This is a genomic window from Streptomyces sp. NPDC006510, assembly GCF_040611955.1.
In the GTDB taxonomy this organism is placed as follows: Bacteria; Actinomycetota; Actinomycetes; order Streptomycetales; family Streptomycetaceae; genus Streptomyces.
This window is the reverse complement of the sequence record NZ_JBEXPH010000070.1, coordinates 16,959-41,252: the sequence shown is the minus strand read 5'-3', so window position 1 is coordinate 41,252 and position 24,294 is coordinate 16,959. Positions and strand designations below refer to the sequence as shown.

The 24,294-nt window shown below is 70.9% G+C and carries 22 protein-coding genes and 2 pseudogenes; 5 read left to right on the top strand and 19 right to left on the bottom strand.

Annotated elements, in window-relative coordinates; translation table 11 throughout:
- Positions 1 to 217, bottom strand: a pseudogene (locus ABZY11_RS21790) (hypothetical protein); the annotation flags it as partial.
- Positions 218 to 288: 71 nt separating this feature from the next.
- Positions 289 to 438: a hypothetical protein gene (locus ABZY11_RS21785; protein WP_356480717.1), complete on the bottom strand. Its 150-nt coding sequence runs from the start codon at positions 436 to 438 to the stop codon at positions 289 to 291.
- A gap of 234 nt (positions 439 to 672) precedes the next feature.
- Between ABZY11_RS21785 and ABZY11_RS21780 the strand changes: the two genes are divergently transcribed.
- Positions 673 to 1,398, top strand: a complete 726-nt coding sequence (locus ABZY11_RS21780; RefSeq protein WP_356480716.1) for a BTAD domain-containing putative transcriptional regulator — start codon at positions 673 to 675, stop codon at positions 1,396 to 1,398.
- A 292-nt stretch (positions 1,399 to 1,690) separates the two neighbouring features.
- On the opposite strand, the gene ABZY11_RS21775 is transcribed toward ABZY11_RS21780, so the two are convergent.
- The 11 genes and pseudogenes from ABZY11_RS21775 to ABZY11_RS21725 form a co-directional block, all read right to left on the bottom strand.
- Entirely contained in the window at positions 1,691 to 2,425 is a 735-nt protein-coding gene (locus ABZY11_RS21775) for a hypothetical protein (protein ID WP_356480715.1), read from the bottom strand.
- A gap of 291 nt (positions 2,426 to 2,716) precedes the next feature.
- Positions 2,717 to 2,932 carry a hypothetical protein gene (locus ABZY11_RS21770; protein ID WP_356480714.1) on the bottom strand — a complete coding sequence of 72 codons (216 nt, stop codon included), beginning with the start codon at positions 2,930 to 2,932 and terminating at the stop codon, positions 2,717 to 2,719.
- 75 nt (positions 2,933 to 3,007) lie between these two features.
- Positions 3,008 to 6,118 (bottom strand): alpha-N-acetylglucosaminidase TIM-barrel domain-containing protein, encoded by a 3,111-nt coding sequence (locus ABZY11_RS21765; RefSeq protein WP_356480713.1) that lies wholly within the window; start codon positions 6,116 to 6,118, stop codon positions 3,008 to 3,010.
- Between the two features lie 216 nt (positions 6,119 to 6,334).
- Entirely contained in the window at positions 6,335 to 6,982 is a 648-nt protein-coding gene (locus tag ABZY11_RS21760) for a response regulator transcription factor (protein WP_356480712.1), read from the bottom strand.
- Entirely contained in the window at positions 6,967 to 8,235 is a 1,269-nt protein-coding gene (locus ABZY11_RS21755; RefSeq protein ID WP_356480711.1) for a sensor domain-containing protein, read from the bottom strand. Before ABZY11_RS21755 ends, ABZY11_RS21760 begins: the two co-directional genes overlap by 16 nt.
- Before the next feature lie 157 nt (positions 8,236 to 8,392).
- A pseudogene (locus tag ABZY11_RS21750) lies at positions 8,393 to 8,896 on the bottom strand (IS200/IS605 family accessory protein TnpB-related protein); the annotation flags it as partial.
- 257 nt (positions 8,897 to 9,153) lie between these two features.
- On the bottom strand, positions 9,154 to 9,771 hold the full coding sequence (locus ABZY11_RS21745; RefSeq protein ID WP_356480710.1) for a winged helix-turn-helix domain-containing protein: 618 nt from the start codon (positions 9,769 to 9,771) through the stop codon (positions 9,154 to 9,156).
- A 351-nt stretch (positions 9,772 to 10,122) separates the two neighbouring features.
- Positions 10,123 to 11,034 (bottom strand): hypothetical protein, encoded by a 912-nt coding sequence (locus tag ABZY11_RS21740; RefSeq protein ID WP_356480709.1) that lies wholly within the window; start codon positions 11,032 to 11,034, stop codon positions 10,123 to 10,125.
- 114 nt (positions 11,035 to 11,148) lie between these two features.
- A complete protein-coding gene (glnII, locus tag ABZY11_RS21735; protein WP_356480708.1) occupies positions 11,149 to 12,183 on the bottom strand; it encodes a glutamine synthetase in 1,035 nt (344 codons plus the stop codon).
- A 120-nt stretch (positions 12,184 to 12,303) separates the two neighbouring features.
- On the bottom strand, positions 12,304 to 13,440 hold the full coding sequence (locus tag ABZY11_RS21730; protein WP_356480707.1) for a hypothetical protein: 1,137 nt from the start codon (positions 13,438 to 13,440) through the stop codon (positions 12,304 to 12,306).
- Positions 13,437 to 14,921 carry a hypothetical protein gene (locus ABZY11_RS21725; RefSeq protein ID WP_356480706.1) on the bottom strand — a complete coding sequence of 495 codons (1,485 nt, stop codon included), beginning with the start codon at positions 14,919 to 14,921 and terminating at the stop codon, positions 13,437 to 13,439. Before ABZY11_RS21725 ends, ABZY11_RS21730 begins: the two co-directional genes overlap by 4 nt.
- A 209-nt stretch (positions 14,922 to 15,130) precedes the next feature.
- On the opposite strand from ABZY11_RS21725, the gene ABZY11_RS21720 reads away from it, so the two are divergent.
- Positions 15,131 to 16,042, top strand: coding sequence for a Gfo/Idh/MocA family oxidoreductase (locus tag ABZY11_RS21720; protein WP_356480705.1), 912 nt, complete (start codon positions 15,131 to 15,133; stop codon positions 16,040 to 16,042).
- 78 nt (positions 16,043 to 16,120) lie between these two features.
- Here the strand turns inward: ABZY11_RS21720 and ABZY11_RS21715 are convergent, their stop codons facing one another.
- The gene (locus ABZY11_RS21715) at positions 16,121 to 17,095 is read right to left on the bottom strand and encodes a hypothetical protein (RefSeq protein WP_356480704.1); all 975 of its coding nucleotides are present in this window, start codon (positions 17,093 to 17,095) and stop codon (positions 16,121 to 16,123) included.
- A gap of 127 nt (positions 17,096 to 17,222) precedes the next feature.
- A complete protein-coding gene (locus ABZY11_RS21710) occupies positions 17,223 to 17,672 on the bottom strand; it encodes a MarR family transcriptional regulator (RefSeq protein ID WP_356480703.1) in 450 nt (149 codons plus the stop codon).
- A 102-nt stretch (positions 17,673 to 17,774) separates the two neighbouring features.
- On the opposite strand from ABZY11_RS21710, the gene ABZY11_RS21705 reads away from it, so the two are divergent.
- Positions 17,775 to 18,632: an alpha/beta fold hydrolase gene (locus ABZY11_RS21705; RefSeq protein WP_356480702.1), complete on the top strand. Its 858-nt coding sequence runs from the start codon at positions 17,775 to 17,777 to the stop codon at positions 18,630 to 18,632.
- A 54-nt stretch (positions 18,633 to 18,686) separates the two neighbouring features.
- Here ABZY11_RS21705 and ABZY11_RS21700 read toward each other — a convergent pair whose 3' ends face one another.
- Positions 18,687 to 19,046: an arsenate reductase family protein gene (locus ABZY11_RS21700; protein ID WP_356480701.1), complete on the bottom strand. Its 360-nt coding sequence runs from the start codon at positions 19,044 to 19,046 to the stop codon at positions 18,687 to 18,689.
- Between the two features lie 120 nt (positions 19,047 to 19,166).
- On the opposite strand from ABZY11_RS21700, the gene ABZY11_RS21695 reads away from it, so the two are divergent.
- A complete protein-coding gene (locus tag ABZY11_RS21695; RefSeq protein WP_326742355.1) occupies positions 19,167 to 19,436 on the top strand; it encodes a hypothetical protein in 270 nt (89 codons plus the stop codon).
- Between the two features lie 112 nt (positions 19,437 to 19,548).
- Here the strand turns inward: ABZY11_RS21695 and ABZY11_RS21690 are convergent, their stop codons facing one another.
- Complete coding sequence (locus ABZY11_RS21690) at positions 19,549 to 19,986, bottom strand: hypothetical protein (protein ID WP_356480700.1); 438 nt, start codon at positions 19,984 to 19,986, stop codon at positions 19,549 to 19,551.
- A 154-nt stretch (positions 19,987 to 20,140) separates the two neighbouring features.
- Between ABZY11_RS21690 and ABZY11_RS21685 the strand changes: the two genes are divergently transcribed.
- The gene (locus ABZY11_RS21685; protein ID WP_356480699.1) at positions 20,141 to 20,626 is read left to right on the top strand and encodes a hypothetical protein; all 486 of its coding nucleotides are present in this window, start codon (positions 20,141 to 20,143) and stop codon (positions 20,624 to 20,626) included.
- A 111-nt stretch (positions 20,627 to 20,737) separates the two neighbouring features.
- Here the strand turns inward: ABZY11_RS21685 and ABZY11_RS21680 are convergent, their stop codons facing one another.
- Together ABZY11_RS21680 and glnA are read right to left on the bottom strand one after the other, a co-directional pair.
- Complete coding sequence (locus ABZY11_RS21680) at positions 20,738 to 21,109, bottom strand: hypothetical protein (RefSeq protein WP_356480698.1); 372 nt, start codon at positions 21,107 to 21,109, stop codon at positions 20,738 to 20,740.
- Positions 21,110 to 22,668: 1,559 nt separating this feature from the next.
- Positions 22,669 to 24,078 (bottom strand): type I glutamate--ammonia ligase, encoded by a 1,410-nt coding sequence (gene glnA / locus ABZY11_RS21675; protein WP_356480697.1) that lies wholly within the window; start codon positions 24,076 to 24,078, stop codon positions 22,669 to 22,671.
- Between the last annotated feature and the right edge of the window lie 216 nt (positions 24,079 to 24,294).

Genomic DNA, 24,294 nt, shown 5'->3' with positions numbered 1-24,294 from the left:
CCGGGACGCCGCCGCCGGCCCCCGCCCGGCGCCCGGACAGCAGACACCGCTGGGCCAGCGCGTGCGCCTTCAGCACCCGGCGGTGGCTACCGAGCGACGGCGGCAGCACGAGGTAGCCGAGCCGGACCAGCCGCGGATAGTGCTCGACGAGCGCGGTCCCGGCCTGCTCCCCATCGGCCGGGGCGGCTGCGGAAGGTACTTCTGGCAGTGGACGCACGTTCAGCAGAACGAGCGAATCGTGCGATGGTCACCCCGGCCCGCCCGGGAGCGGTGCAACGGGACGCCCGCTCACCGCAGTTGCCACCCGCCGAACTCGACCGTGCCGCGCAGCCCGCTCCCGCGGTTCGTCGCGCTCATGAAGATCCCCACGCCCTGGGCCACCGCCGTTCCCGGCACGGCGGCCGTGGCCACCGTCCGCCGGTTCGACCCGTGCGCCATACCCGCGGAAGTTCGGCCGGGGGGCACCAATCCTTGGCCTCGATCAGGACAATTCGACATCTCTTGGCAGGTAGAGCAGCATGGCTATGCGGGAGGTGTACAGATCGCTGGCCCCCAGCAATGACGGCGCGGCCAGTCGACGGGCGCCGGGTAGACCGACTCCTACGCGATCACAAAGCCATGAGCTCATATGATCTCGTTTTCTCTCCGCCGCCCACCAGGTCCGGGCCGTCCGTGAGCATCTCTCTTCTCGGCGGTTTCGACATCGTAGTCGGCGACCAACCAGTGACCGTCCCAGTTGGCTCGAAGCGACTACTGGCGTTTATCGCGCTAAACTACCGGGCCGCTGTCCCTCGAACTCTGGTCGCCGGGAGTCTTTGGCCCGAAGCGTCCGAGCAAGGTGCGAACACGAACCTGCGGTCGGCATTGTCACGCCTCCAGGGTCTCGGGAAGCAAGCACTGAACATCTGCCCCGCCGAGTTGCGCCTCGCGCGGGAGGCCACCGTCGACCTGTTCCGGGCTCGGTCGTTGGCCCAGCGAATACTCGATCCCCATGTCCCGGCCGAGGAACTCGACCTCAACGCGTCGGCCGTCGACCAGCTGTCCGCCGATTTGCTTCCCGGCTGGTACGACGAGTGGATGTTGCCGGAGGCGGAGCAATGGCGGCAGCTTCGACTCCACGCCCTTGAGGCACTGACGGGCGCTTTCATCGACACGAAGGAGTTCGCCTGGGCTGTGACGGCCGCCCATGCGGCCGTCCAAGCGGATCCGCTGCGGGAGAGCAGCCAGGCTTCGCTGATCCGCGCCCACCTGGCGGAGGACAATCGGTCCGAGGCGCTGTACGACTTCGAACGCTACGAGCAGCACCTCCGCGACGAGCTGGGACTCCGTCCCACACCGCGGCTGCGCCGGCTGGTGTCCGAACTGCAGCAGTCGCGCCCTGGTAACGGATCCCGGTAGCTGTAGCTTCCCGTCGTAGCGTGGAGTCATTGGCCGTGGAGTCATTGGCTGTGGAGTCATTGGCTGCAGGGAAATTTGGCGGAACTCTGTCTGGGACCCCGCGTGGAGAAGCACCGCGTGGTGAAGCACCGCAGGGGCCCGGACCAGACGGACATCGTCACGGCCGTGTCGGGTCGTGCTTCGACTACGCCGTGAGCGAGTTCCCGGAGTTGGCGAACCCGCCACTGCCCAGTGGCGGGTTCGCGCTACCGAGTTTGGTCGGTAGTTTGGCGTGGTCAGCACGCGACAGAGGTCACGTCTGTGCGCCTTGCTGGAGGACGTCGCTGCTGGCGCCGGTCTGTGCGCCTTGCTGGAGGACGTTGCCGCTGGCGGGTCCGGTCTGTGCGCCTTGCTGGAGGACGTTGCCGCTGGCGGGTCCGGTCTGTGCGCCCTGTTGGAGGACGTTGCCGCTGGCGGGTCCGGTCTGTGCGCCCTGTTGGAGGACGTTGCCTGTGGCGCCGGTCTGTGCGCCCTGCTGGAGCACATTGCCGCGGCCCGGTCCGGTCTGGGCACCTTGCTGGAGGACGTTGCCTGTGGCGCCGGTCTGTGCGCCCTGCTGGAGCACATTGCCGCGGCCCGGTCCGGTCTGTGCGCCCTGTTGGAGGACGTTGCCGCTGGCGGGTCCGGTCTGTGCGCCTTGCTGGAGGACGTTGCCGCGGCCCGGTCCGGTCTGGGCGCCTTGCTGGAGGACGTTGCCTGTGGCGCCGGTCTGTGCGCCCTGCTGGAGGACGTTGCCGCGGCCCGGTCCGGTCTGGGCACCTTGCTGGAGTACGTTGCCGCTGGCGGGTCCGGTCTGGGCGCCCTGCTGGAGGACGTTGCCGGTGCAGAACTGGGGCGTGGCCCGTGTGCAGATGTTCTGGGAGGGGGCCTTTGGCGGGGCCTGGGGCGCTGCTGCGGCACTTGTCGCACCAACCCCGCCAGCGAGCGCCGCGACCAAGCTCGACACGCCGATCAGGCGGGGAATTCCTTGCCGAATGCTTCTCATCATGGTGGATTCCTTGCGTGTGAAAGCGGGTTTGCGCTTGCCTGCACCAGCCATCGTCGGGTGTTGGGCATCACCGCGGCGTGACGTCGGCGTGACCGGGCTCAGCTGACGGCAGCCAGTGGATGCTCTCCGCAGGCGGCTACTTGCGCCCCAGCCATGGTTTGCCAAGGCTTACCGGGGGTTACCGAGCGGCGGTCGAGCCGGCTGCGGCCACCACGCGGCGGCCCGATATGCAGCTGAGGGCAGGAGTCCGACCGAGCGGTGTGCTTGGCCGGCTGCGTACGGTAACGGGTCTCAGGGGGCGTGCTTGTAGCCGACGCGCCGCGCCCCCAGCCGACGCCCGGCAGCCGCAGCAGCGCCCCGCACACCAGCAGCCGCGACGGCCGCCAGTGCCGCGCGCAGCACCCGCCGTCGGGCGTCCGCGTACGACGGATCGACCGGTGCCGCACCACCGAGCCCGCGCGGCACCGGTACGCCGCCCCCGTACCTCGCCCGGCGCCCGGACAGCACGCACGTTCAGCAGCACGAGCGAGTCGTGCGATGGCCACCCCGGCCCGCTCGTGAGCGGCGCAACGGGCCGTCGCCTCACCGCAGTTGCCACCCACTGAACTCGACCGTGCCGCGCAGCCCGCTCCCCCCGTTCGTCGCGCTCATGAAGATCCCCACGTCCTGGGCCGCCGCCGTTCCCGGCAGGGCGGTCGTGGCCACCGCCCGCCAGGTCGCCCCGCCGTCGGTGGAGCAGGAACCCGTGCACCCGTCCCCGGCCCGGGTCAGCCGGAGCAGCACCGGGGCTTTGATCCCGGTGATCCGCCGGTACGTGTCCAGGGTGCCGTCGCCGTTCGTGTCGTACGAGAGCACCACACCGTTGGACGGCGTCACCGCCAGATTCAGGAACCCGGCGGAGCCCGGCGTCGCGAGGCCGTTGCGCACCACGATCCCCGAACGCGCCCAGCCCCCGGTGTTCTCCTGCGCGTCGACCCGCACGATCACTTCCGACCCGTCGGACCAGGCCCCTTCCCGGTACGCCGTGCCGAACTGGCTGGTGCCCTTCCACAGGTCCTGACCCGCCCCGTTGATCGCGAACCGCCCGTCCAGCTCCCCGAAGACCGCCGCGTTCGTCGTGTAGGTGCGCCAGCCCGGTTCCAGCGGCGCCGCCATGTACACCGCGCCGCGCCGCAGATCGGTCACCCGGTCCTCGCCGCGCGGCCCGTACACGGTGCTCAGTTCGTACCGCATAGGCCGCAGCGGTGCGGTCAGCGGCTCGGGCGGGGCCGTGACCCGCCAGTCCACCGAACCGGATCCGCCGGCCGCGACCTCGTCGAGGGAGGTGCCGCCCGTCGCGGTGGCGTCGAGACCGGTCAGCGCGAAGTCGATCCGGCCGGTGGACCGCAGGCCGTTCAGATTGCGGAAGGCGGCCGTCACGGTGCCGGTGCTGCCCGGCGTGAACGCCACCGGATCGGCGAAGACCGTGACGGTGCCCTGGTACGGGGCGGTGGACAGGGTCTCGAAGACCCGCCGGGCCGTGCGGTGGGCATCGCCCGTCGCCCGTACCGGATGGACATCGGTCCGCCGGGTCCACTCCTCCTCGCCGGGGTACCAGTCGAACGGCTTCGCGGCCCGGCCCTCCGCGAGCGCGTCGGTCAGCTCGTCCAGGTACGCCTGCCACTGCGGGAGATGGACCTCGCCCATCAGCCCGTGCCAGTCGCGGTTGGCGTAGTTGCTGAGGTTGTCGGCGGCCGTCCGGTCCGCCCAGGTGGTGATCAGGGTGCGCGCCGTCCACTCCAGCCGCACCGCCTCCGCCGGGCTCGTCGCCAGCCGTTTGGCGTCCTCCAGCCACGGCCCCAGCAGGAAGGCCCGATGACAGCCCGACATCGCGTCCGTCAGCCGCATCAGCTTCAGCCAGAGCGCGGCCAGTGCGCGGAACCGGTCCACGTCCTTGTCGGTCTGGGCGGCCCGCAGCTGCGGCAGCAGGGTCCGGGAGCGGTTGGCGAGCGCCTGCCGGGCCAGATCGGTGAGGTCGTAGCGGTAGGCGTCCGAGTCGCGCAGGGACGGGTGTACGCCAAGGAGCGCCGCGAACGCCCGGTCGAAACCGGCCGGGTCGAAGGCGGAATTCACCGAGGAAGTGATGCCGGGCCTGCGGGAGAAGAGCGAGTCGACCGGGCGGCCGTCGGTGCTCGTCAGCCGGTACGCCGTGGCGGCCAGCGCGGCGAAGGCCGCTTCCGCCGAGCGGTCGCGGCCGCCGTAACGGGCCTTCGGGTACTCCCGGAACCACGCCTCCCGGTCCACCTTTCCGGACCGCCAGGCCAGTTCGGCGAACAGTTCGAACGCCGACGGGTCGCGCTCGGCCGCCTCCGGCATGTACGCCGTGCCGACCAGGGCGCTGCCCGGCTTGTCGCGCCAGGCCGTGAACTTCTCGGTCCAGCGGTCGGTGTTGGCCCCGATCGTCGTACGGCCGCCGAAGTTCGGGATGGTGCCGAAGGCGTACGGGGCTCCGCCCCAGTCCTTCTCCCGGTCGGTGACGGTGTCCAGATCGGAGAGGCCGTCGACGATCAGCAGCCGGCCGGTGTCGATCGCCGCCAGCATCTCCGGCCGGGGATTGGCCTGCCAGCCGAGAATCACCCAGGTCGCGCCGGGGTGCGCGGCCCGCAGGGCCGACTCCACGGCGCGGGCGGCGTCCGGCACCGGGACGTCACCGGCGCTGCCGCCCTCGTGCAGCAGATCCATCTTGAAGTGGTCCGCCGGGCCGAACAGCTCCTCCTGGTGCCGGTAGAAGGCGGCGGCCACCTCGGCGAAGACGGGGGTGCGGGGGTCGAGCCAGTCGGGCCGGCGCAGCCCGTTCCAGGTCCCCTGCGGGACGACCCGGGCCCCCGGATTGCGGTCCACGAAGCCGTCCGGGACCGTTCCGAAGTAGCCCGGGAACACCGGTGCCAGGCCCAGCTCCCGCATCCGGTCGGCGATGCGCCGCCCCAGGGCGGCACGACGGGCGATCAGCTCGGGCCCGAGCGGACCGCCGTATCCGCTCATGTTCTGGAGCAGCCACCACGGCTGGTGGGAAGGGGCGGGCAGCCAGGTGCGGGCCTCGGTGTCGCTGTAGCCGAAGTCCTGGAGCAGCCGGTGGTAGACGGCCTCCTGTCCGGCGGTGACCAGGACCTCGTTGCAGCCGTGCAGGGCCAGGACGTCGAGCATCCGCTCCCAGCGCGGCCAGTCGGCGTACGGGGCGGTGTAGCCGTCATGGGTGTCGTTGAGGGCGAACCGGTGAGCGACGGTCGCGGAGCGCTCGACGGGGGTACGGGGCGCGGGTAGCCGGCGGGGCAGCCCGGGGCGGCTGCCGGACCACGAAATGACGGCGTCGCAGGTGTACTTGAGGTACCAGTGCGCCCCGGTCAGGGCGGCGGCCGGGGTGGTGGCGGCGATCTCGATCCGCCCGGTGGCGCCGGTGACGCGGAAGCGGTCCTGTGCGCCGTCGCCCAGGGGGAGGGAGCGGAGCCGGAACTGGCCGGCGTGGTCCGGCAGCAGACGGCCGAGGGCCTCGTACGCGGGTACGAGATCCCGGGCCGGAGCGGCCGGATCGTCGGTGGCGTGCGCGGGGGAGACGGTGGCGCCGACCGCGGCGGCGGCGCCGATGGCTCCGGCGGTGCCCAGCAGCGTACGTCTGGTCGGCCGGGAGGAGCTGAAGGGCAGGGAGGGTTCCGTCATGATCCGCACTCCTCGGTGTTGTTCATGGTGGTGCATGTGACAACAGGCGTGTGCGGTGCGCACGTTAATGACGGGCGAGGGGGCGGGCAATGGGGCGTTCGGCGCTGGAGCCCCGGGCGACGCCACACCTGGGAGCGACCACACTGCACCTGAGCACCGCGCCGTGACCCCGTGGCCGCGCGCCCCCTTCGCCGGAGCCGCGCGGCCGTGCGTTGCTCAGCCCCGGTCCAGATAGGCGAGCACCGCGAGGACCCGGCGGTTGTCGTCGTCGGACGGCGGAAGGCCGAGCTTCCCGAAGATGTTCGAGGTGTGCTTGGCCACCGCCCGCTCCGTGATCACCATCTGCGAGGCGATCGCCGCGTTCGAACGGCCCTGCGCCATCAGCTCCATGACCTCCCGCTCGCGCGGGGTGAGCATGCCCATCGGCTTGTCCTGCGACCGCCGCGACAGCAACTGCGAGATCACCTGCGGGTCCATCGCGGTGCCGCCCGCCGCGACCCTGCGCACCGCATCGACGAACTGGTCGGCGTCGAACACCCGGTCCTTGAGCAGATAACCGATCCCGCCGTTGCCGTCCGCCAGCAACTCGCGCGCGTACAACTGCTCCACGTGCTGGGAGAGCACGAGCACCGGCAGCCCCGGCTTGGCCCGCCTGGCCGCCAGCGCGCACTGCAGGCCCTCGTCCGTGTGGGACGGCGGGAGCCGGACGTCGACGACCGCGACGTCCGGCTCCGACTCGGCGAAGGCACGGGTCAGTTCGGGACCGCTCTCGACGGCTGCCGCGATCTCGAAGTCGTACGCCTCCAACAGGCGGACCAGGCCGTCGCGCAGCAGGAAGAGATCTTCGGCTAGGACAACTCGCAAGGGATCTCCATGGTCACCATGGTGGGACCGCCCGCGGGGCTGCTGACGGCCATGATGCCGTCGAATGTACCGAGTCGGCGTTCGATTCCGCTCAGTCCGGAGCCGCCGCCGACCGTCGCACCGCCCCGGCCGTTGTCGGTTACGGAGACCCGCAGCGTGGCGTTCTCGTGGTGGATGTCCACCCAGACGCGGTCCGCCCCCGAGTGCTTGGCGGCGTTCGTCAGCGTCTCGCTGACCGCGAAGTACGCCGCCGACTCGACCGCGGCGTCCATGCGGCCGCCCAGCTCCGCGTCGACCTCCGACTCGAAGGGCAGTCGCAGCGCCAACGCCCGTACCGCGTCCCCGAGTCCGCGCTCGGCGAGGACCGGCGGGTGGATGCCCCGGACCAGGTCGCGCAGCTCGGTGAGCGCCTCGGCGGACGACTCCCGGGCCATGGCCAGGAGCTTCTTGGCCTGCGCCGGGTCCTTCTCGATCAGCGCCTCCACGGTCCCCAGACTCATGCCCATCGCGACCAGCCGGGCCTGCGCGCCGTCATGCAGATCCCGCTCGATGCGCCGCAGTTCGGAGGCTGCGGTGTCCACCGCCTCGTGCCGGGTCTCGGTCAGCCGGTCGATGCGCCGGGCCAGTTCCTGCTCCTGGCTGGGGGCCAGCAGCGCTCGGGCGATCACGAAGTGCAGCCGCAGCAGCCGCTCACTGACCAGCACGCCGGTCGCGAACAACGCCACTCCGAGTGCGGCGGCGGCAAGACCCGTCGCCTGACTGTCGACCGGCACGAAGCCGTACCAGTAGCGGTCGTCGGTGAAGACCCGCCACAGCCCGGCCGCCAGGACGAAACCCTCCACCGGGTACACGAGCAGCGCGGCGGCCAGGGTCGCCACCACATAGCCCGCCGTCATGTCGACCAGCAGCCACTGGATGTCACGCCAGGTCGCCGGGTCCTTCAGCATCAGCGTGGTCCGCTCCACCCGCCCGGTGAGACCGGTACGCAGATCCTTCGGGAAGGGGCGGTAGGGGACCGGTATGCGGATGCCGGACCAGGTGACCGCGAGCAGCCGGCGCCGGTTGGCGTGCCTGCGGACCAGCTCCAGTACATAGGGGGTGGTGATCAGGCCGATGCCCAGCGGAATGAAGGCGATCGAGAGCACGGCCCACACGAAGAGGGTGATCGAACCGACCAGACTCGCGACCGACACCACGATTCCGCGTCCGGCGGCCAGCATCGCGGCCCTTATCCGTCCCTGCTTCGCGTTCATCCCGGCCCGTCTCCCCTCGTTGGGCTTGCCGGGCCCTCGTGTCGGCCCCGGTCCGCACACAGTCTGACCCGTCGGGCACAAGGGGCGTCAGCCGTTTGGCCACCCGGTGGAGGTGGTGCTGGGTACACCGTTCCCAGCCAGTGTGCGTGAGTGAGCCCTGGACCCACTGACGCGTACTGGGCGCATCCCGAACGGTGTTGGATGCGCTGGGTTCCCGCTTTCGCTTCCCGTTCGGTAACGGCTCTCCAGGGGGCCGGTCCGTTGCGGGTGGGCGGGTTCCCTCACGCCCCCGGTCACTTGGTCCGGCCTGGGCGGTCCGATGCCCCGCACGATCGCTCCGGTCGTGTGGGGGCGGTGCCGTCCGCCGCCGGACGGGGTGTCCGAGGGCGCGTCGTCCGATCGCGATACCGGCGGCATCGTGACGGGACATTCTGCGGTGCGGGGTGGCCAGTGGCTTCTGCCAGTGCTGGGCACCCCACATGCTGGTGCAGGCGGGGTCGACCGCGACCATGCTCAGGCCGTGTTCGGTGGCCATGGAGACCAGCCGGGCCCTGAGTTTCCCGGTTGGGATGCCGGAGATCAGCTGCCGGAACCGTTTCCTGCGGCCGTGTTTCTCGCGGGTCTTCTCGGTGGTGAAGTCGAGGTCCTCGATGGCGATCGCACCCGCCTGCCGAGCCCGGAGCACGAGGAGCCGGAGCGGGAGCCGGCGGGGGCCGGACGACGCGGCTGACCGGCGCGGCCTGCCCTGCGCATGGAGCGGCCCCGGGGCGGGGGGGAGCGGAGCGGGGGGGCCCCCCCGGGCGGGGCCGCGGGGGGGGCCGGCCCCCGCCGGCCCCGGGCGGCGCCCCCCCCGGCCCCGGGCCCGCCCCGCGCCGGAACCGACCCGCCCGGGCCCCGCCCCACATGCCTTCCGGTGCGTCAGGGCGTGTACTTGTAGCCGACGCGCCGCACCGTCTGGATCGAACGGCGGTGCTCGGCGCCCAGCTTGCGGCGCAGCCGGGCGATGTGGACATCCACGGTGCGCCCGTCGCCCACATGCCCGTAGCCCCAGACCGTGGTCACCAACTGGTCGCGGGTGTGCACCCGGTGCGGGTGCGCGACCAGATGGGCGAGCAGCTCGAACTCCAGGTAGGTGAGGTCGAGCGTGTTCCCGTCCACCGCCGCGGTGCGCTGTACGGGGTCGATGCGCACCGGACCCGCGGCCGGGTCCTCCACCGGTGTCGGCACCATGTACTGGGCGGCCGCGGCGGTGGCCGGGGTGACGGCGGGCTGCTGGTCGGCCGGTACGAGCACCAGATAGCCGATCATCGGCGGCCGGCCCGGCAGCGCCGGAACGGTGTGCTGGGGCGCGGGCAGCCAGGTGGCACCCGGCGGCAGGAACTCGGCCACATCGGCCAGCTGGACGACCTCGTCGCGGTCGACGGCACGCAGCCGGTGACGGTTGGGGGAGAGGGAGCGGGCGGAGGTGGTGGCCGCAGCGACCGCCGAAGGCGCTGAGGTGGCAGCGGTCGCGGAGAAGGTACGGGTGTTCGCCATGAGAGTCAGCTCTTTCGCGCGAAGGAGTCGTCGGTGGACGGACTTGCTTGCGCGCGGGCCGAAGGCCGGGGTGAGCGGCTTTAGAGGGCCTGCGCGTTCAACGCGCGGCAACACACCCGGTCGAAGTCATGGTGCTGACGGGAAGGCCAGAACGGTTCGAGGTCGCTGCGACCTGTCGAGGTGTGCTGGATACCGGCCATGCCCCCATTGAACCAGAGAACCGGACGGCGCAGCAGACCTCTCCCGCCCGTCGATACGGACCCTTTGCGTTACCTTCCTCACCTCGGGTTCCTGTTCGGCCGCCGCGACCGGTGGGCCGCCGTCCCCATCGGCCCACGGCCCGTGACCCTCTCAACCCACCAGTCGCTTGCGCCAGTCCAGGCCGGTCAGCTCGATCGCCTTGTCCGGCGAACCGTCCCACTCCACCGTCAGCCCCGCCTCGTCGAGCGCCTGGACGACCTCCCGGCCCACGGCGGCGGTCGCGTCCTCCGCCCGGCCGAACCCGCCGTAGTACAGCGCGAGACCGTGCCCGGACGCCGCGCTCTCGGTGCCCTGCGTATGGAAGAAGACGAAGCCGCGCGCATCCTCACGCCCGGCGCCCCGGATCTCGGCGAGACCGCACGGCCGGCAACAGGTGAAATGCTCCTTCGCCGTGATCCCGCCCCAGTCCAGCCGGGCGAACGCCTGCGCCAGCCGGTCCGCGTCGGTCACGTCCGGCCACTGCCGCTGTTCCTCGACCCGCTCCAGCCACAGCCGCTCCACCAGCTGCCGCGCCTGCGCGTGGGTCACCGGACGCACGCCGTCCTTCACCAGGTAGTCCTCGGCCGTCCGGGAGAGATCCTCGACCGTCCCGTATCCGCAGCGGAGCAGCTCCCGTATCCGCTCCTCCAGCTGCTCCCGGATCTCCGCCGGTAGCTCCGGCACGGGCTCCTCCTCCGGCATCCCGGCGCTCTCCCACTCCGCACCCGCGTCCCACTCCGGCTCCTGGCGCGCCCAGCGGGTCATCAGCTCGGCGACCCGCTCCGGCGAATCGACCATCGTCCGGTAGTGCGTGGCGGGACCGCCGGAGCGGTGCTCCAGCTGGTAGCCCTCGCCGTGGTCGTACCAGACCTGCACGAAGGTCCCGGGGAGGTCGGGTATGCGCTGCACGACCAGGAAGCGGTCGCCCTTCGTGCCGATCCGGTGCACCAGGTCGCTCAGTGCCCCGTCCGAAATCCTGGTGTGCGTCTCGAAGTTCTCGGTCTCCACCTTGATGTCGAGCATGCACCAACACTGGCACACGCTACTGACAACGGGCCGGGCGCGGTGCGCAGCAGCGAAGGGGGGCGCCCACCCGGCCGGGTGGGCGCCCCCCTTCGCGCGGGCGACGGATCGGGATCAGACCTGGTCGGCCTTCTCCAGCGCGGCGCAGCAGGTGTCGACGATCAGCCGGGTGACGACGTACGGGTCGACGTTGGCGTTCGGGCGGCGGTCCTCGATGTAGCCCTTCCGGTCCTGCTCGACCTGCCACGGGATGCGCACCGAGGCGCCGCGGTCGGAGACGCCGTAGCTGTACTCGTTCCACGGGGCGGTCTCGTGCAGACCGGTCAGCCGGTCGTCGATGCCCGCGCCGTAGTTCTTGACGTGGTCCATCGGCTTCGAGCCCTCGCCCAGCGACTCGCAGGCGGTGATGATCGCGTCGTACCCCTCGCGCATCGCCTTGGTGGAGAAGTTGGTGTGCGCGCCCGCGCCGTTCCAGTCGCCCTTGACCGGCTTCGGGTCGAGGGTCGCGGAGACATTGAAGTCCTCGGCGGTGCGGTACAGCAGCCAGCGGGCGACCCACAGCTGGTCGGAGACCTCCAGCGGGGACAGCGGGCCGACCTGGAACTCCCACTGGCCGGGCATGACCTCGGCGTTGATGCCGCAGATGCCGAGGCCCGCCCTCAGACAGTTGTCGAGGTGCTTCTCGACGATCTCGCGGCCGAAGATCTCGTCGGCGCCGACCCCGCAGTAGTAGCCGCCCTGCGCGGCCGGGAAGCCGCCCTCGGGGAAGCCGAGCGGCCGGTGGCCGTCGAAGAAGGTGTACTCCTGCTCGATGCCGAAGATCGGCTCCTGGCCCGCGAACCGCTCGGCCACCGGGCGCAGCGCGGCACGGGTGTTGGACGCGTGCGGCGTCATGTCGATGTCGAAGACCTCGCACAGCACCAGGATGTCGTCGCCGCCGCGGATCGGGTCCGGGCAGCTGAAGACCGGCTTCAGCACCAGGTCGGAGGCGTGGCCCTGGGCCTGGCTGGTGCTCGAACCGTCGAAGCCCCAGATCGGCAGCTCCGTCACGTCCTGCGCGGGGCTCCCGGTCATGATCTTCGTCTTGGAGCGGAGCTTGGCGGTCGGCTCGGTGCCGTCGATCCAGATGTACTCAGCCTTGAACGTCACGGAAGCCATCCTTTGCGGGTGCTGCGGTGCTGCGGTCCGGTCTACGCAGCGCAGCTTCGCAAGACGCGATTTCCCGTCCGTTGCCCGGATGTGAACCCCGTGTTACCGAGGTTTGCCGCGTTACGCGCGGGCCTTGAGCAGCGACTCGAAGCCGGCCGCACGGATCCGGCGCACCACTTCCTCCTCGGTGGTCCCCAGCGCCTCGGCCGCCCCCGCCAGCCGCCAGTCCGCGTCGGCGAGCCGGTGCAGCAGATGGCCGCGTCTGATCTGGGCCTCGGACAGCCGGAACGTCTTCAGGTACGCGACCTGCCCCTTGTGATCGGTGATCGTCTCACCGATGTGCTGCCCCGCCCCGCCCGGCCGGAACGGCGGCAGGAACCGCCACAGCGTGAACGGACCCATCCGGTACACCCGGTCGAAGGCGTACGAGGAGTCCAGCAGCTCACCCGCGAACAGGGAGTCGTGCGCCTCGGCCCACTCCTGCTCCTGCGCCCGCGCCGCCGCCCGCAGACCGGCCAGGGTCCGCAGCTGCGGACCGTCGGATATCCGCGCCGTGAACTCCGGCACGGGCGCGCCGTACAGCGCGTACTGGTGGATCAGCTCGCCGTACAGGTCCTCGACGAGCGACGGGTGCAGCAGCCGGTAGTCGTCCGGGTGCGGCACCACGAACGCGGCGGCGAGCGCATCGGCCGCGTACACCATCACTCCGCACTGGCCGGGATGGATCTCGAAGACCCGCAGGGCGTCGCCGAGGCCGCGCACCGACCACCCCAGGTACGCGTCCTCGGCACGCGGCGAGAGTCCGTCGCGCAGTGCCTGCCGCGACCACTCCTCCCAGGCGACGGCGGGGCCGCCGAAGTGCAGCGCGAGATAGCCCTCCAGCGCGAGGTGCAGCGGCAGGAAACGCAGCCGGTCGCCCGGCCGGCGCTTCGCCATCCGGTGGTGGCGGTGGCGCTGGAGCCGCGCGGTCCGGGGCAGCCGGTCCCCGGCCGCGGAGCCGGCCGCGGCGAGCTGCGTACCGTACGCGGCGGACTGCTCGCCCTCGCCGGACCAGTCGGCGACGAAGCCGTGCGGGATGACCGAGGCGTAGTGCGTGCGCGGCCCGATGTCCACGATGCCGTGCCCGTGGTCCGTGTAGAGCTCCTCGTGCAGCCGGAGCCCTTCGACCGGCTGCTCGCGCACCAGCGGCACCAGCCGGATGCCGCCCCACACCTGGGCGGGGCGGGTGGCGAGCCCGGTCAGTTCGAGCCTGTTCACGATGGCGCTCCCGTCCCGTCGTCACTCACGAACCGGGCCACCTGCCGGTCCAGGTAGGCGTACAGCGCCGCCGCCCCCGTACGCCCCTCGGCGAACCCCGCGATCTCCACCAGCGCCGGCAGATCCTCCGCGTCCCGGACCCCGGCCGTGGGCACGCTCGGCGAGAGGCGCCGGACATCGAAACCGTCCGCGTCGTATACGGGGTTCACATGGACCACCGCGGTGCGCCGGTCCGGGTCGAGCCGGGTCCGCCAGACCCGCAGCACCTCGCCCGCGAGTCCGGGCGGCGCGTTGTCCCAGCCGTCCGAGACGATGACCAGCCGGTCGGGGCCGTGCTCCAGGGCGTCCAGCACACGGGTGCCGAGCGGGGTCGGTCCCCAGGGCCTGACCAGCAGCGGATCGGTACGCCCCGAGGTCCACAGCGGGCGGTACGCGCCCGGCGGGGCCAGCGCCTCCAGCAGGAAGTGGCAGGCCAGTGCCACGGCGAGCGGGCGGCGCCGCTTCTCGCCCGACCCTGACGAGGAGTAGCTGTCGTCCAGTACGGCGGCGACCCGGCCCCAGCTCCCGGCATGCGGGCCTGCCGCGCGACGGGCCGCGGTGCGCAGCGCACGGGTCAGCTCCTCGCGGTGCCGCCGCCGCGCCTCGAAGCCGAGCGACAGGACATACAGGGCGAGCCGGGTCAGCGGCATCACGGTCAGGTCCACATCCGCGGGCAGCCGCACATCGTCGCCGGCACCGCGCTGCCCCAGGGTCCGCAGCCGCTCCAGCCGGGTCATCCGCGGCACCATCCGCTCCAGGAACACCTCGCGCTTCACCCCGCGCCGGGCGGCGAAGCCCTCGGCGACCGTGAACGGCAGCTCCTCGACGGCCCCCTGCTCGTAGTGCGCGCGCCGCCAGGCGTCGAGCAGTTGGTGCCGGTAGCGCGGCCGGTGTCCCGGCCGGAACAGGAAGTCTCCGGTCTCGACGGACCCACCCGGCTCACCGGACTCGCCGAACCGGAGGTGGACATGGCGAGCCGCGGTCTTCAGACCGGAGCGGTACTTCACCGCGTCGTGCGCCGGATCGGGCCGGGCGGCCAGCCAGTCCCGCATGATCGCCCGGGTGCGCCGGTTGTTCACCTTGGCCGCCCGCAGCTCCCGGAACAGCCGGTACACGCGCTGCGGCGGCAGCTTCGCCAGCCGGGCGGCGATCAGCCGGCCCTCGGTGCGCTTCTCCTCGGCGCCCGCGTCGGCCGCGTGCTCCAGCAGACCCCGGACGATGCGCACGGCGTTGTGGTCGTTGATGTCGAGGGCGAGCGCGGCGGCGTACACCCGGCGGTAGTTGACCCGTACGTACTCATGGAGGAAGCCCAGCGAGAGCTGCTGCTGATACGCGGTCGAACGGAACTCGCGCTGCCCGGTCGCGGTGATCGCCGCGTTCACGAAGAGCAGCACGTCCTCGGCCGCGACGAGGCCGGCGTCGGTTCCGGTGCTGGTGGTCATGGATTCCCCCGTGGTGTCACGCGCCGCCGTACACAGAGGCGGAGCGCCGGCCGGGGAATGGGGGCGCGAACAGCGAAATCACTGCTTCAGAGGCAAGTCCCGGAAGTCGCGGCCGGAGTCCCGCGGCCGGCCCCGCAAACGTAGTCATCGACACCGCCTCGCGCCAACTCAATACGGGTCCGGCCCGACGGACCCGGCAGACTTGCCCCATGACGACTCTTCCCGCGACCCCCCTGCGCATCGGCCTCGTCGGCACCGGCCCCTGGGCCCGGAACACCCAGGCACCCGCCCTCGCCGCCCACCCCGGCGTCGTACTGAGCGGTGTGTGGGGCCGCCGCCCCGAGGCCGCGCGGGAGCTGGCCGGCGCACACGGCACCACGGCGTACAGCGGCGAGGCGGGCATCGACGAGCTGTTCGCCGCCAGCGACGCCGTCGCGTTCGCCGTGCCGCCGGACGTCCAGGCCCCGCTCGCCGCCCGCGCCGCGGCCACCGGCCGTCATCTGCTGCTGGACAAGCCGGTCGCGACCACCGTCGCGGGAGCCCGCGAGGTCGTCCGGGCCGCCGAGCAGACCGGGGTCGCCTCCGTCGTCTTCTGCACCCTGCGGTTCGCGGCCGAGACATCCGACTGGATCGCTGAACAGGCAGCTCTGGACGGCTGGTTCACCGCCCGTGCCGAGTGGATCGGAGCGCTGTTCGCCCCGGGCACGACGAACGAGTACGCCGCCTCGCCGTGGCGCCGTGACAAGGGCGGCCTGTGGGACGTCGGCCCGCACGTCCTGTCGGTCCTGATCCCGGTGCTGGGCGATGTGACCGCGCTGACCGCGGCCCGCGGCCCGTCCGACACCACGCATCTCATCCTCCGCCACGCCTCCGGCGCGTCCAGCACGGTGACGCTCGCACTGGGGGCACCCGTGGGCGCGGTCGGTACGGAGATCGAGCTCAGGGGCGAACAGGGAACGGCCACCCTGCCGCGGTGGGCCGACCCGGTCGGCTCGTTGCGGGCGGCGGTCGACGCGCTGATCCACTCGGTGCGTACGGGGGAGCCGCACCCGTGCGACGTACGGTTCGGGCTGCGCCTGACGGAGCTGCTGGCGGAGGCGGAGAAGCAGGCGGGCGCTTAGGGCCCGTCCGGCGGATCACGGCCAAGGTCGCGGGGTGCGGACGGGGCCGGTCGCCGTCGCGGCCGGCTCGCTCGTTCGCTACATCAGCAGCGGGCGGAGCTCCAGCCAGGCCTCCACCTCGGCCCTCAGGGTCAAGTCCTGTGCGCCTCTGCGCAGTTGGGATCCAGCGGCGAGCGAAAGGGCCTTCGCCTGCCGGGACCGGTTGATCGCCACGAGGTGCTCGGGGGCGTACGGAGTGGTGTCCCGGGTCGCCACCTCCGCCCGGGACACCGGGATGGCCTCCAGGCACACGCGGATGGTCTCGTCCGGCGGGAGCAGCGAGCCGCCGGCGATCTGGAGCGCGGCCTCCGCCCGGTTGAGGACCCCGGCCGTACGGCACTTCCCGATCAGCCAGAGCGTGAGCTCCGCCCACCGGTCCCGCACGCCGTCCGGGCCCGCGGCAACGCGCTGCCGACAGGCGACCAGCAGGCACCACCACCAGCGGGCCCGTTCCTCCCCCGATTCGGGCTGTCGCCGAACGGCCCACCGCTCCCGCTCGCCGGGGTCCAGCTCCACCAGATGGTTCGCCCAGCTCTTCCTGGCCTCCCGCGACCAGGCGGGCTCCGCGTACCTGGGGCCGGTCCCGAACCATGTCGGCGCCGAGACCTTGAGGACGGCTCCGGTGTTCTCGTCGGCGAGCAGGCCCGTGCGGCTGTCCTCCCGTACGAAGCGGCGGCACCCGAGCCCGTCGGGCGCCACCTCGACGAGCGGGAAACCCGCCTGTCGCAGATGGTTCGCCAAGTCGTCCACCAGCACGGGCACTTCGAGCCGATGGGCCTGCACCATGACGTGGACGCCGTCCCAGGGAGCCTCGGGCGAGGCCCGCTGCCAGGCGAACTCGGCGAGCTCGTAGCAGCGCAGCCGTTGCTCCTGGTCGCCGCTCTCCGCGAATGCGTCGCCGAGCAGCGCCGTGACCTCGTCGGGGGTGGAGGTCGCATCGGCGCCGCCCACCGTGCCGGTGATGAGAAAGTCGCCGAGGAGGGCCATGGGGGCGGAGGGGGCGGGCCGGGGCATACGGGTGTCTCCGCTTCGTAGGGCGGTCGGTTCACGCGGTCGACGGGGCGGGGCCGGTGCGCGCGGTCGGCTCACGCGGCCGATGGGGCGGGGCCGGTGCGCGAGGCGTTGCGCCGCCGCGCCGTGGTCAGGGGATCGAGGTGACCGCCTGGAGTGCGGCGTACAGGAAGCGCCGGACGGCAGCCGTTTCCTTCTCGTCGAAGCCGCGCAGTGCCGTCACCATGTTCTCGATCAGCGGACCGAAGAACGCCCACCCCAGCTCCATCGCCCGTTCGTCGACCGCCAGCAGCACCCGTCGCCGGTCGCGCGGGTCACGGGTGCGGGTGAGGTGGCCGAGCCGTTCCAGACGGTCGATGACGGCGGTGGTGCCCGCGGAGTTGAGCCCGAGCTGTGCGCCGAGCCATCCGGCGGTGGCGTCCGTGCCCGCCCGCTCGGCGTCCAGCAGGCAGATCAGGGCGCGTACATCGGTGCTGTGCATGTGGTGGAGAGCCGCGAACTCGGCCTGGCGCAGCCCGAATTCGACGGTCACCTTGCGCAGCAGATGGACGATCTCCAGTTCGGGAATCTGCTCACTCATCGACGCTCCTTCCGCTCCACCGAGTCTATTATCTCGCTGAGCGAGATAATATCCGGGAGTGGACCAGCAGCAGTTACGACAGTTACGACCAGGGAGGCACCCATGACATCCACGTCGGCACCCACGTCGTTCAACGAGGCGTACGACGAGGTCCTGGCGGTCAACTGGCCCGCCGGAACGACGTACTCCGAGGTCACCACCCCGTACGGCACCACCCGGGTCAACAGCTGCGGCCCCGGGGACGCCCCGCCCCTGGTGCTGCTGGCCGGCGGCGGCTCCACCTCCACCGTCTGGTACGCCCAGGCGGCCCACCTGGGCCGCGCCCACCGTGTCCACGCCGTCGACCTGATCGGGGACCCGGGCCGCAGCGTCGCGGGGGAGCGCCCGATCCGTACGGTGGCGGACCTGACGGCATGGCTCGATCGGGTACTGGACGGGCTGGGCGCCGACCGCACCGCGCTGGGCGGGCACTCCTACGGGGCGTGGATCGCTCTCCACTACGCCCTGTACGCGCCCCACCGCGTCCGGAAGCTGGTCCTCGTGGACCCGACACAGTGCTTCGTCGGCTACCGGCCCGGCTATCTCCTGCACGCCCTGCCGATGCTGATCCGGCCCGACGCGAAGCGGACGCGGGCCTTCCTGGCGTGGGAGACGGGCGGCGCCGCGCTCGACCCGGCCTGGCTGCGGCTGCGTGATTCGGCCGCCGGCTTCCCGTCCGCCCGCCCGGTCACCGGGCCCCGCCCCGCGCCCGAGGCCCTGGGCGGACTGGACGTACCGACCCTGATCCTGCTCGCCGGACGGGGCCGGGCCCATGACCCGGCCAGGGTCGCCGCCGGGGCGGCCCGGCTGCTCCCGCAGGCGACGACGGCGACGATTCCCGGCGCGACGCACCACATGCTGCCGCTGCACGGGCCGACGGCCGACGAACTGAACCGCAGGATCGCGGACTTCATCGGGTGACGGCCCGTCGCAGGGGCCGGCGCACGGGCTGTGGCACCGGCCGCCCGCGGATGCTCAGCGTCCCAACGCGTCGCGTACCGCCTCGTCCGTGCGCCCCACGACGGCGGTCCCGTCGTCCGCGGTGATGATCGGTCGCTGGATGAGCTTCGGGTGCTCGGCGAGGGCCGAGATCCACCGCTCACGCGAACCGGCCTTGCGCGGCCACTCCTTGAGCCCGAGCTCCTTCGCCTCGGCTTCCTGAGTCCGTGTGATGTCCCACGGCTCCAGCCCGAGCCGGTCGAGCACGGCCCGGATCTCGTCCGGCGACGGCACATCCTCCAGATAACGGCGGACGGTGTATTCGGCACCCTCCGCATCGAGCAGCTGCACCGCGCTGCGGCACTTCGAACAGGCGGGATTGATCCAGATCTCCATGGGGCCAAAGGTACGCGAGGGATGTCCCGAAAGCCCTTCTGGCCAGCGCCGATTGTCAGTGCCGGGCAGTAAAATGGAGGCAGTTCGTGAGGGTTCCACGACCGTGCCAGGAGGTTGCCGATGGCCGTTGCCGCAGTCACGACCAAGCCGCTCCACAAGCCCCTGAAGAAGAAGCCGCTCCCCGCGGGCCGGCCCCGCGAGTGGTACGTCTCCCACAACCGTCGCCTGAAGGCCATGCGCCTGGCGATCGCCCTGCTCGACACGGGCGTCTACTACCCGTCGACCGCGACCAACGCCAAGATACGTACGACTGCCGAGCGCATCGGCATCCACCCGCCGTCCGACACGACCTGCCGCATGGTCCGCGCCCTGATCCGCTACGGCCGCTGACGGCCGACGCACCCGGTGGCTGTGCCCCCGCGCCCTCCGGGGCCCGGGGGCACGGCCCCATGCATGCGTGCGTGCAGCCACGCGCACGCGGCGGCGTCCACGCGGACCCGGATCAGAACCCGCCGCAGGTGGCCGTGGCGAAGGCCCCGGAGGCCGTGGCGGTCCGGACGGTCCCGTCTTCCACCGTCACGGCGCAGGCGACCTCGCCGCCCGACGCACCGAGGGTGACGGCGAAGGAGCCGCCGCTCATGAACCCCTTGGTCCGCGTCTCCCCGGCCCACGGCAGGGTCCGCAGAGTCAGCCGTGCGGTCGAGAGACCACCGTTCTGCCAGGTGGGGTAGGTGATGGTGACGTCCTTGGCGGTGCCGGTGACCTCGTACGTGACCCGAAGCGGCTTCGTCGCCTCCCTCGACAGCTCACCGGCGACCAGCTCGACGGCCACGGCACCACCGGCGGCCGGCACGAGCACGACCACGAGCAGCACCCAGGGCCACTCCCGCCGCCGACGCCACATCCCCTCCGGGAATCCGTCCGGCTTCTGATCGCTCATGCCCCTCAGGCTCGTCCGCCCTCCGCCGCGCCGCGACTCGATGCCGGCCCCTCCGGCGACCCGGCCCACCACCCGTCCGGCGTGCACGGCATGCGCCCCGGGCCGCGGCCCCTTTGACTGGGGCGGTGGGCGACGGCGAGTGCTGGGAGGCACGATGACGAGGAAAGCCGCACGAGGTCTGTGGGCCGTACTGCTGACAACGGCCGTGATGTCGACGGCCGCCGCCTGCTCCGACGGCGGCGGCAGCGCCTCCAGCACGGCGTCCAAGGCCGCGTCCGCCGCGGAGTCGGTGGCATCCAGGGGCTCCGACGTGGTGGCCTCGGCGACGGCCGCCGCGAGCGAGAAGCTGAACAGCTTCAAGAACGGCGTGAACGCCAAGAGCGATGTCGCACTGGGCAAGCCGAGCACCGACAGCGACGGCCGCGCCATCGTGAAGGTCACCGTGACGAACAGCGCCGACTCGAAGAAGTCGTACGCGGTGCAGGTCAACTTCCGTGACGCGAACGGCAATCTGCTCGACACGGTGGTGGTGACGATCGACGACGTCGGCACCAAGGCCTCCAAGGACGCCACGGCCCGCAGCAACCGCAAGCTGTCGGGCGACGTCAAGGTAAACGTGGCAACCGCCCTGCGACACTGATCGCACCACGACAGCGCTCCTCGGCCCGCCATGAGCGCATGCCCACCGGGCTCCGGGGCATGCGCCGCCCACGGTCTTCGGGGAGCCCGGCGGTATCCGGTGAAGGCGGTCTCAGCCGGTTGGCGGCTGGAGCAACTGTCCCGTGCCGTTGAAGGAATCCCCTGGAGACAGATCCGGCGGGGGCGGCGGCAGAACATTCACGACGACCGGAGTTGGGGGATTCGAAGGCGTGGGCACCTGGATGAGGAAGGGGAAGAACACAATCTGACTGCCCGTATTCAGGGCCCGCTGAGAAACCCGATAGCAGACGATCTCGTCCGGATTGTCGATGACTGTGTAGCACTTGAGCACCGACGGTGCGACCTGGGAATTCTGCGGTGAGGCAATAGAGCTACTCGCTGATGTGCCCAGGATGCCAGCCGCCAAGAAGGATGCCGCCGCCGCGGCACTGATGTTCCGCAAGGTTGTCTTCTTCATGTTCATCAGCTCAAAGGCTCGGAGTGAACTGGAGTGCCCCATCAGCGTGCTGGGGCTTCAGTGGCCCCAGCACTATGGCTCAACGGGGACGATTCCCGGAGAACTATTACTGGGCGTTGACAACCATCGTATCGTTCGGCCCGGTCTGCTGCTGATCCATCTCGTTCAGCTGGGGCACGTTCCCCGGGTTGCGTCCCGTACGGCATCTGCCCTCAACTCCCCGGTCATGACTGGTTGAATCCGGAAAATCTTTCGGTGCGACATCCTCAAAGAGAACGTGCAAGCTGGATGAGGTGGGATTCCAGGATTCCACCCGGAGTTGCTGCTGTCAGTCCCGTCGTCACGTCAGCGTCACGCCGGAGTCACGCCGTGGCTTTGGCCCGCTGCTCACGATGGCACGCGACTGGAACAGCAAGAAAGCACAGTGCCGGAAAGGGGAAAGCCGTGAGAGGAAAAGTCGTCCTGAGTTCCGCCGCGACGGTGGCGCTTGTCGGGGGGCTGGCCGCGACCACTGCCGTGCCTGCTTCCGCCGCCCCGACCCAGACGTGTCGGGTAGTAGCAAATACCTTGACGGGAGAGAATTTCAATCCCAATGGGACGTTCACCGTCTCCCCCGGGGGGATGGTGCTGCGACCATTTTCTGACGGTCGTATCGGACCGACCGCCGTAACGGGCACAGGCAGCTTCTCCGTAGGCCCTGTGGCCTGCGCCGGGGGGGAATCAGCGACATCGGCCGGAGCAGGTGCAGCCACTGCTGCGGCTGCCGGAGCGAGCGCGGCACAAGCGGCGAGAAGCAGAGGCGCCTCCCCGCAAGAGGCGGCGGCGCAGGGCGTAGCGGCGGCGCAGGCCACGGGGAGAAGTCTTGGTCTGTCGCAGACGGTGATCAACCAAGTCAGCAATCAGACAATCAACAACCTGAACCAAATCATTGGTTCCACCATCGGTGGCTCCGTCATCGCGGGGAGTGGTAACACGGTCGGCGGCGGCAACACGGTCGGTGGCGGTGAGACTGCGCCGGAGACCGGCGGTGGCACGACTACCCCGGGTACCGGTGGTGGCACGACTACCCCGGGTACTGGTGGTGGCACGACTACCCCGGGTACCGGTGGTGGCACGACCACTCCGGGTACCGGTGGTGGCACGACTACCCCGGGTACTGGCGGTGGCACGACCACTCCGGGTACTGGTGGTGGCACGACCACTCCGGGTACTGGTGGTGGCACGACTACCCCGGGTACCGGTGGTGGCACGACCACTCCGGGTACTGGCGGTGGCACGACTACCCCGGGTACTGGTGGTGGCACGACTACCCCGGGTACCGGTGGTGGCACGACCACCCCCGCCACCACGACGGGGACCATGCAATCCGGCACCGGAACCGGCGCGCAACCAGTGACAGCGCCGGCTCAGTGATTCCCTCTTCCTGCCGACGGCGCGTCCGTGCCGACGCAGGCGCGAGCCCCCGCTGGTGTCCCGCGCCCGATAGTTGACCGGCAGCCTCGATCGTTCATGAGCCCTCATCGGTTTCTCGATGAGGGCTCATGGACCTGTGCGCTTCAGGGGTTCTAGAGGTCGAAGTACAGCTCGAACTCGTGCGGGTGCGGGCGCAGCTGGATCGGGGCGATCTCGTTGGTGCGCTTGTAGTCGATCCAGGTCTCGATCAGGTCCGACGTGAAGACGCCACCGGCCTGGAGGTACTCGTTGTCCGCCTCCAGCGCGTCCAGGACGGCCGGGAGGGAGGTCGGGACCTGCTGGACGTTCGCGTGCTCCTCGGGAGCCAGCTCGTAGAGGTCCTTGTCGATCGGCTCGGCGGGCTCGATCTTGTTCTTGATGCCGTCGAGGCCCGCCATCAGCAGCGCGGAGAAGGCCAGGTACGGGTTGGACGACGGGTCCGGGGCGCGGAACTCGACGCGCTTGGCCTTCGGGTTGGAGCCCGTGATCGGGATGCGCATCGCGGCCGAGCGGTTGCGCTGCGAGTACACCATGTTGACCGGGGCCTCGAAGCCGGGGACCAGGCGGTGGTAGGAGTTCACCGTCGGGTTGGTGAACGCCAGCAGCGACGGGGCGTGCTTGAGGATGCCACCGATGTAGTAGCGGGCCAGGTCCGAGAGGCCCGCGTAGCCCTGCTCGTCGTAGAACAGCGGGTCGCCGCCGGCCCACAGGGACTGGTGGACGTGCATGCCCGAGCCGTTGTCGCCGAAGATCGGCTTCGGCATGAACGTCGCGGTCTTGCCGTTGCGCCAGGCGACGTTCTTCACGATGTACTTGAAGAGCATCAGGTCGTCGGCCGCGGCGAGCAGCGTGTTGAACTTGTAGTTGATCTCGGCCTGGCCGGCGGTGCCGACCTCGTGGTGCTGGCGCTCGATCTGGAGGCCGCTGTTCTCCAGCTCCAGGGACATCTCGGCACGCAGGTCGGCGAAGTGGTCGACCGGCGGGACCGGGAAGTAGCCGCCCTTGTAGCGGACCTTGTAGCCGCGGTTGTTCACCTCCGACCCGGTGTTCCAGGCGCCGGCCTCGGAGTCGATGTGGTAGAAGCTCTCGTTCGCCGACGTCTGGAAACGGACGTTGTCGAAGACGTAGAACTCGGCCTCGGGACCGAAGTACGCGGTGTCGGCGATGCCGGTGGAGGCGAGGTACGCCTCGGCCTTCTTGGCCACGTTCCGCGGGTCACGGCTGTACTGCTCGCCGGTGATCGGGTCGTGGATGAAGAAGTTGATGTTGATGGTCTTGTCGCGGCGGAAGGGGTCGACACGGGCGGTCGACAGGTCCGCGCGCAGCGCCATGTCGGACTCGTGGATGGCCTGGAAGCCGCGGATCGACGAGCCGTCGAAGGCAAGCTCGTCGGCCGGGTCGAAGGTCGCCGCCGGGACGGTGACGTGCTGCATCACACCGGGCAGGTCACAGAACCGGACATCGATGAACTTGACGTCATTGTCGGCGATGTACTTCTTCGCGTCGTCGGCGTTCTGGAACATCCAACTCCTCCTACTCCCGGCCCGGGAGGGACGGGGTTGTAGCTCGTGGTGCGGCCAGTGCGGTGGCACACGCTGGACCCGACCATAGGCAGACCGGATTTCTCAAGCATGACCCATTTGTTTCGCAGAAGTTAACCGAGCCGGATGTGACCGGCACCTCATGGCCGGTTACGGGTCGTGTCCGGCGCCGCTCCGGGGGCCTGCGGCGGCACCCGC

Excerpts from the sequence above, each read along its gene's own strand:
- ABZY11_RS21785 (WP_356480717.1), bottom strand. The coding sequence starts at position 438 with ATGGCGCACGGGTCGAACCGGCGGACGGTGGCCACGGCCGCCGTGCCG.
- ABZY11_RS21775 (WP_356480715.1), bottom strand. The coding sequence starts at position 2,425 with ATGATGAGAAGCATTCGGCAAGGAATTCCCCGCCTGATCGGCGTGTCG.
- ABZY11_RS21765 (WP_356480713.1), bottom strand. The coding sequence starts at position 6,118 with ATGACGGAACCCTCCCTGCCCTTCAGCTCCTCCCGGCCGACCAGACGT.
- ABZY11_RS21755 (WP_356480711.1), bottom strand. The coding sequence starts at position 8,235 with ATGAACGCGAAGCAGGGACGGATAAGGGCCGCGATGCTGGCCGCCGGA.
- ABZY11_RS21745 (WP_356480710.1), bottom strand. The coding sequence starts at position 9,771 with ATGGCGAACACCCGTACCTTCTCCGCGACCGCTGCCACCTCAGCGCCT.
- ABZY11_RS21740 (WP_356480709.1), bottom strand. The coding sequence starts at position 11,034 with ATGCTCGACATCAAGGTGGAGACCGAGAACTTCGAGACGCACACCAGG.
- ABZY11_RS21725 (WP_356480706.1), bottom strand. The coding sequence starts at position 14,921 with ATGACCACCAGCACCGGAACCGACGCCGGCCTCGTCGCGGCCGAGGAC.
- ABZY11_RS21720 (WP_356480705.1), top strand. The coding sequence starts at position 15,131 with ATGACGACTCTTCCCGCGACCCCCCTGCGCATCGGCCTCGTCGGCACC.
- ABZY11_RS21715 (WP_356480704.1), bottom strand. The coding sequence starts at position 17,095 with ATGCCCCGGCCCGCCCCCTCCGCCCCCATGGCCCTCCTCGGCGACTTT.
- ABZY11_RS21710 (WP_356480703.1), bottom strand. The coding sequence starts at position 17,672 with ATGAGTGAGCAGATTCCCGAACTGGAGATCGTCCATCTGCTGCGCAAG.
- ABZY11_RS21705 (WP_356480702.1), top strand. The coding sequence starts at position 17,775 with ATGACATCCACGTCGGCACCCACGTCGTTCAACGAGGCGTACGACGAG.
- ABZY11_RS21700 (WP_356480701.1), bottom strand. The coding sequence starts at position 19,046 with ATGGAGATCTGGATCAATCCCGCCTGTTCGAAGTGCCGCAGCGCGGTG.
- ABZY11_RS21695 (WP_326742355.1), top strand. The coding sequence starts at position 19,167 with ATGGCCGTTGCCGCAGTCACGACCAAGCCGCTCCACAAGCCCCTGAAG.
- ABZY11_RS21690 (WP_356480700.1), bottom strand. The coding sequence starts at position 19,986 with ATGAGCGATCAGAAGCCGGACGGATTCCCGGAGGGGATGTGGCGTCGG.
- ABZY11_RS21685 (WP_356480699.1), top strand. The coding sequence starts at position 20,141 with ATGACGAGGAAAGCCGCACGAGGTCTGTGGGCCGTACTGCTGACAACG.
- ABZY11_RS21680 (WP_356480698.1), bottom strand. The coding sequence starts at position 21,109 with ATGAACATGAAGAAGACAACCTTGCGGAACATCAGTGCCGCGGCGGCG.
- glnA (WP_356480697.1), bottom strand. The coding sequence starts at position 24,078 with ATGTTCCAGAACGCCGACGACGCGAAGAAGTACATCGCCGACAATGAC.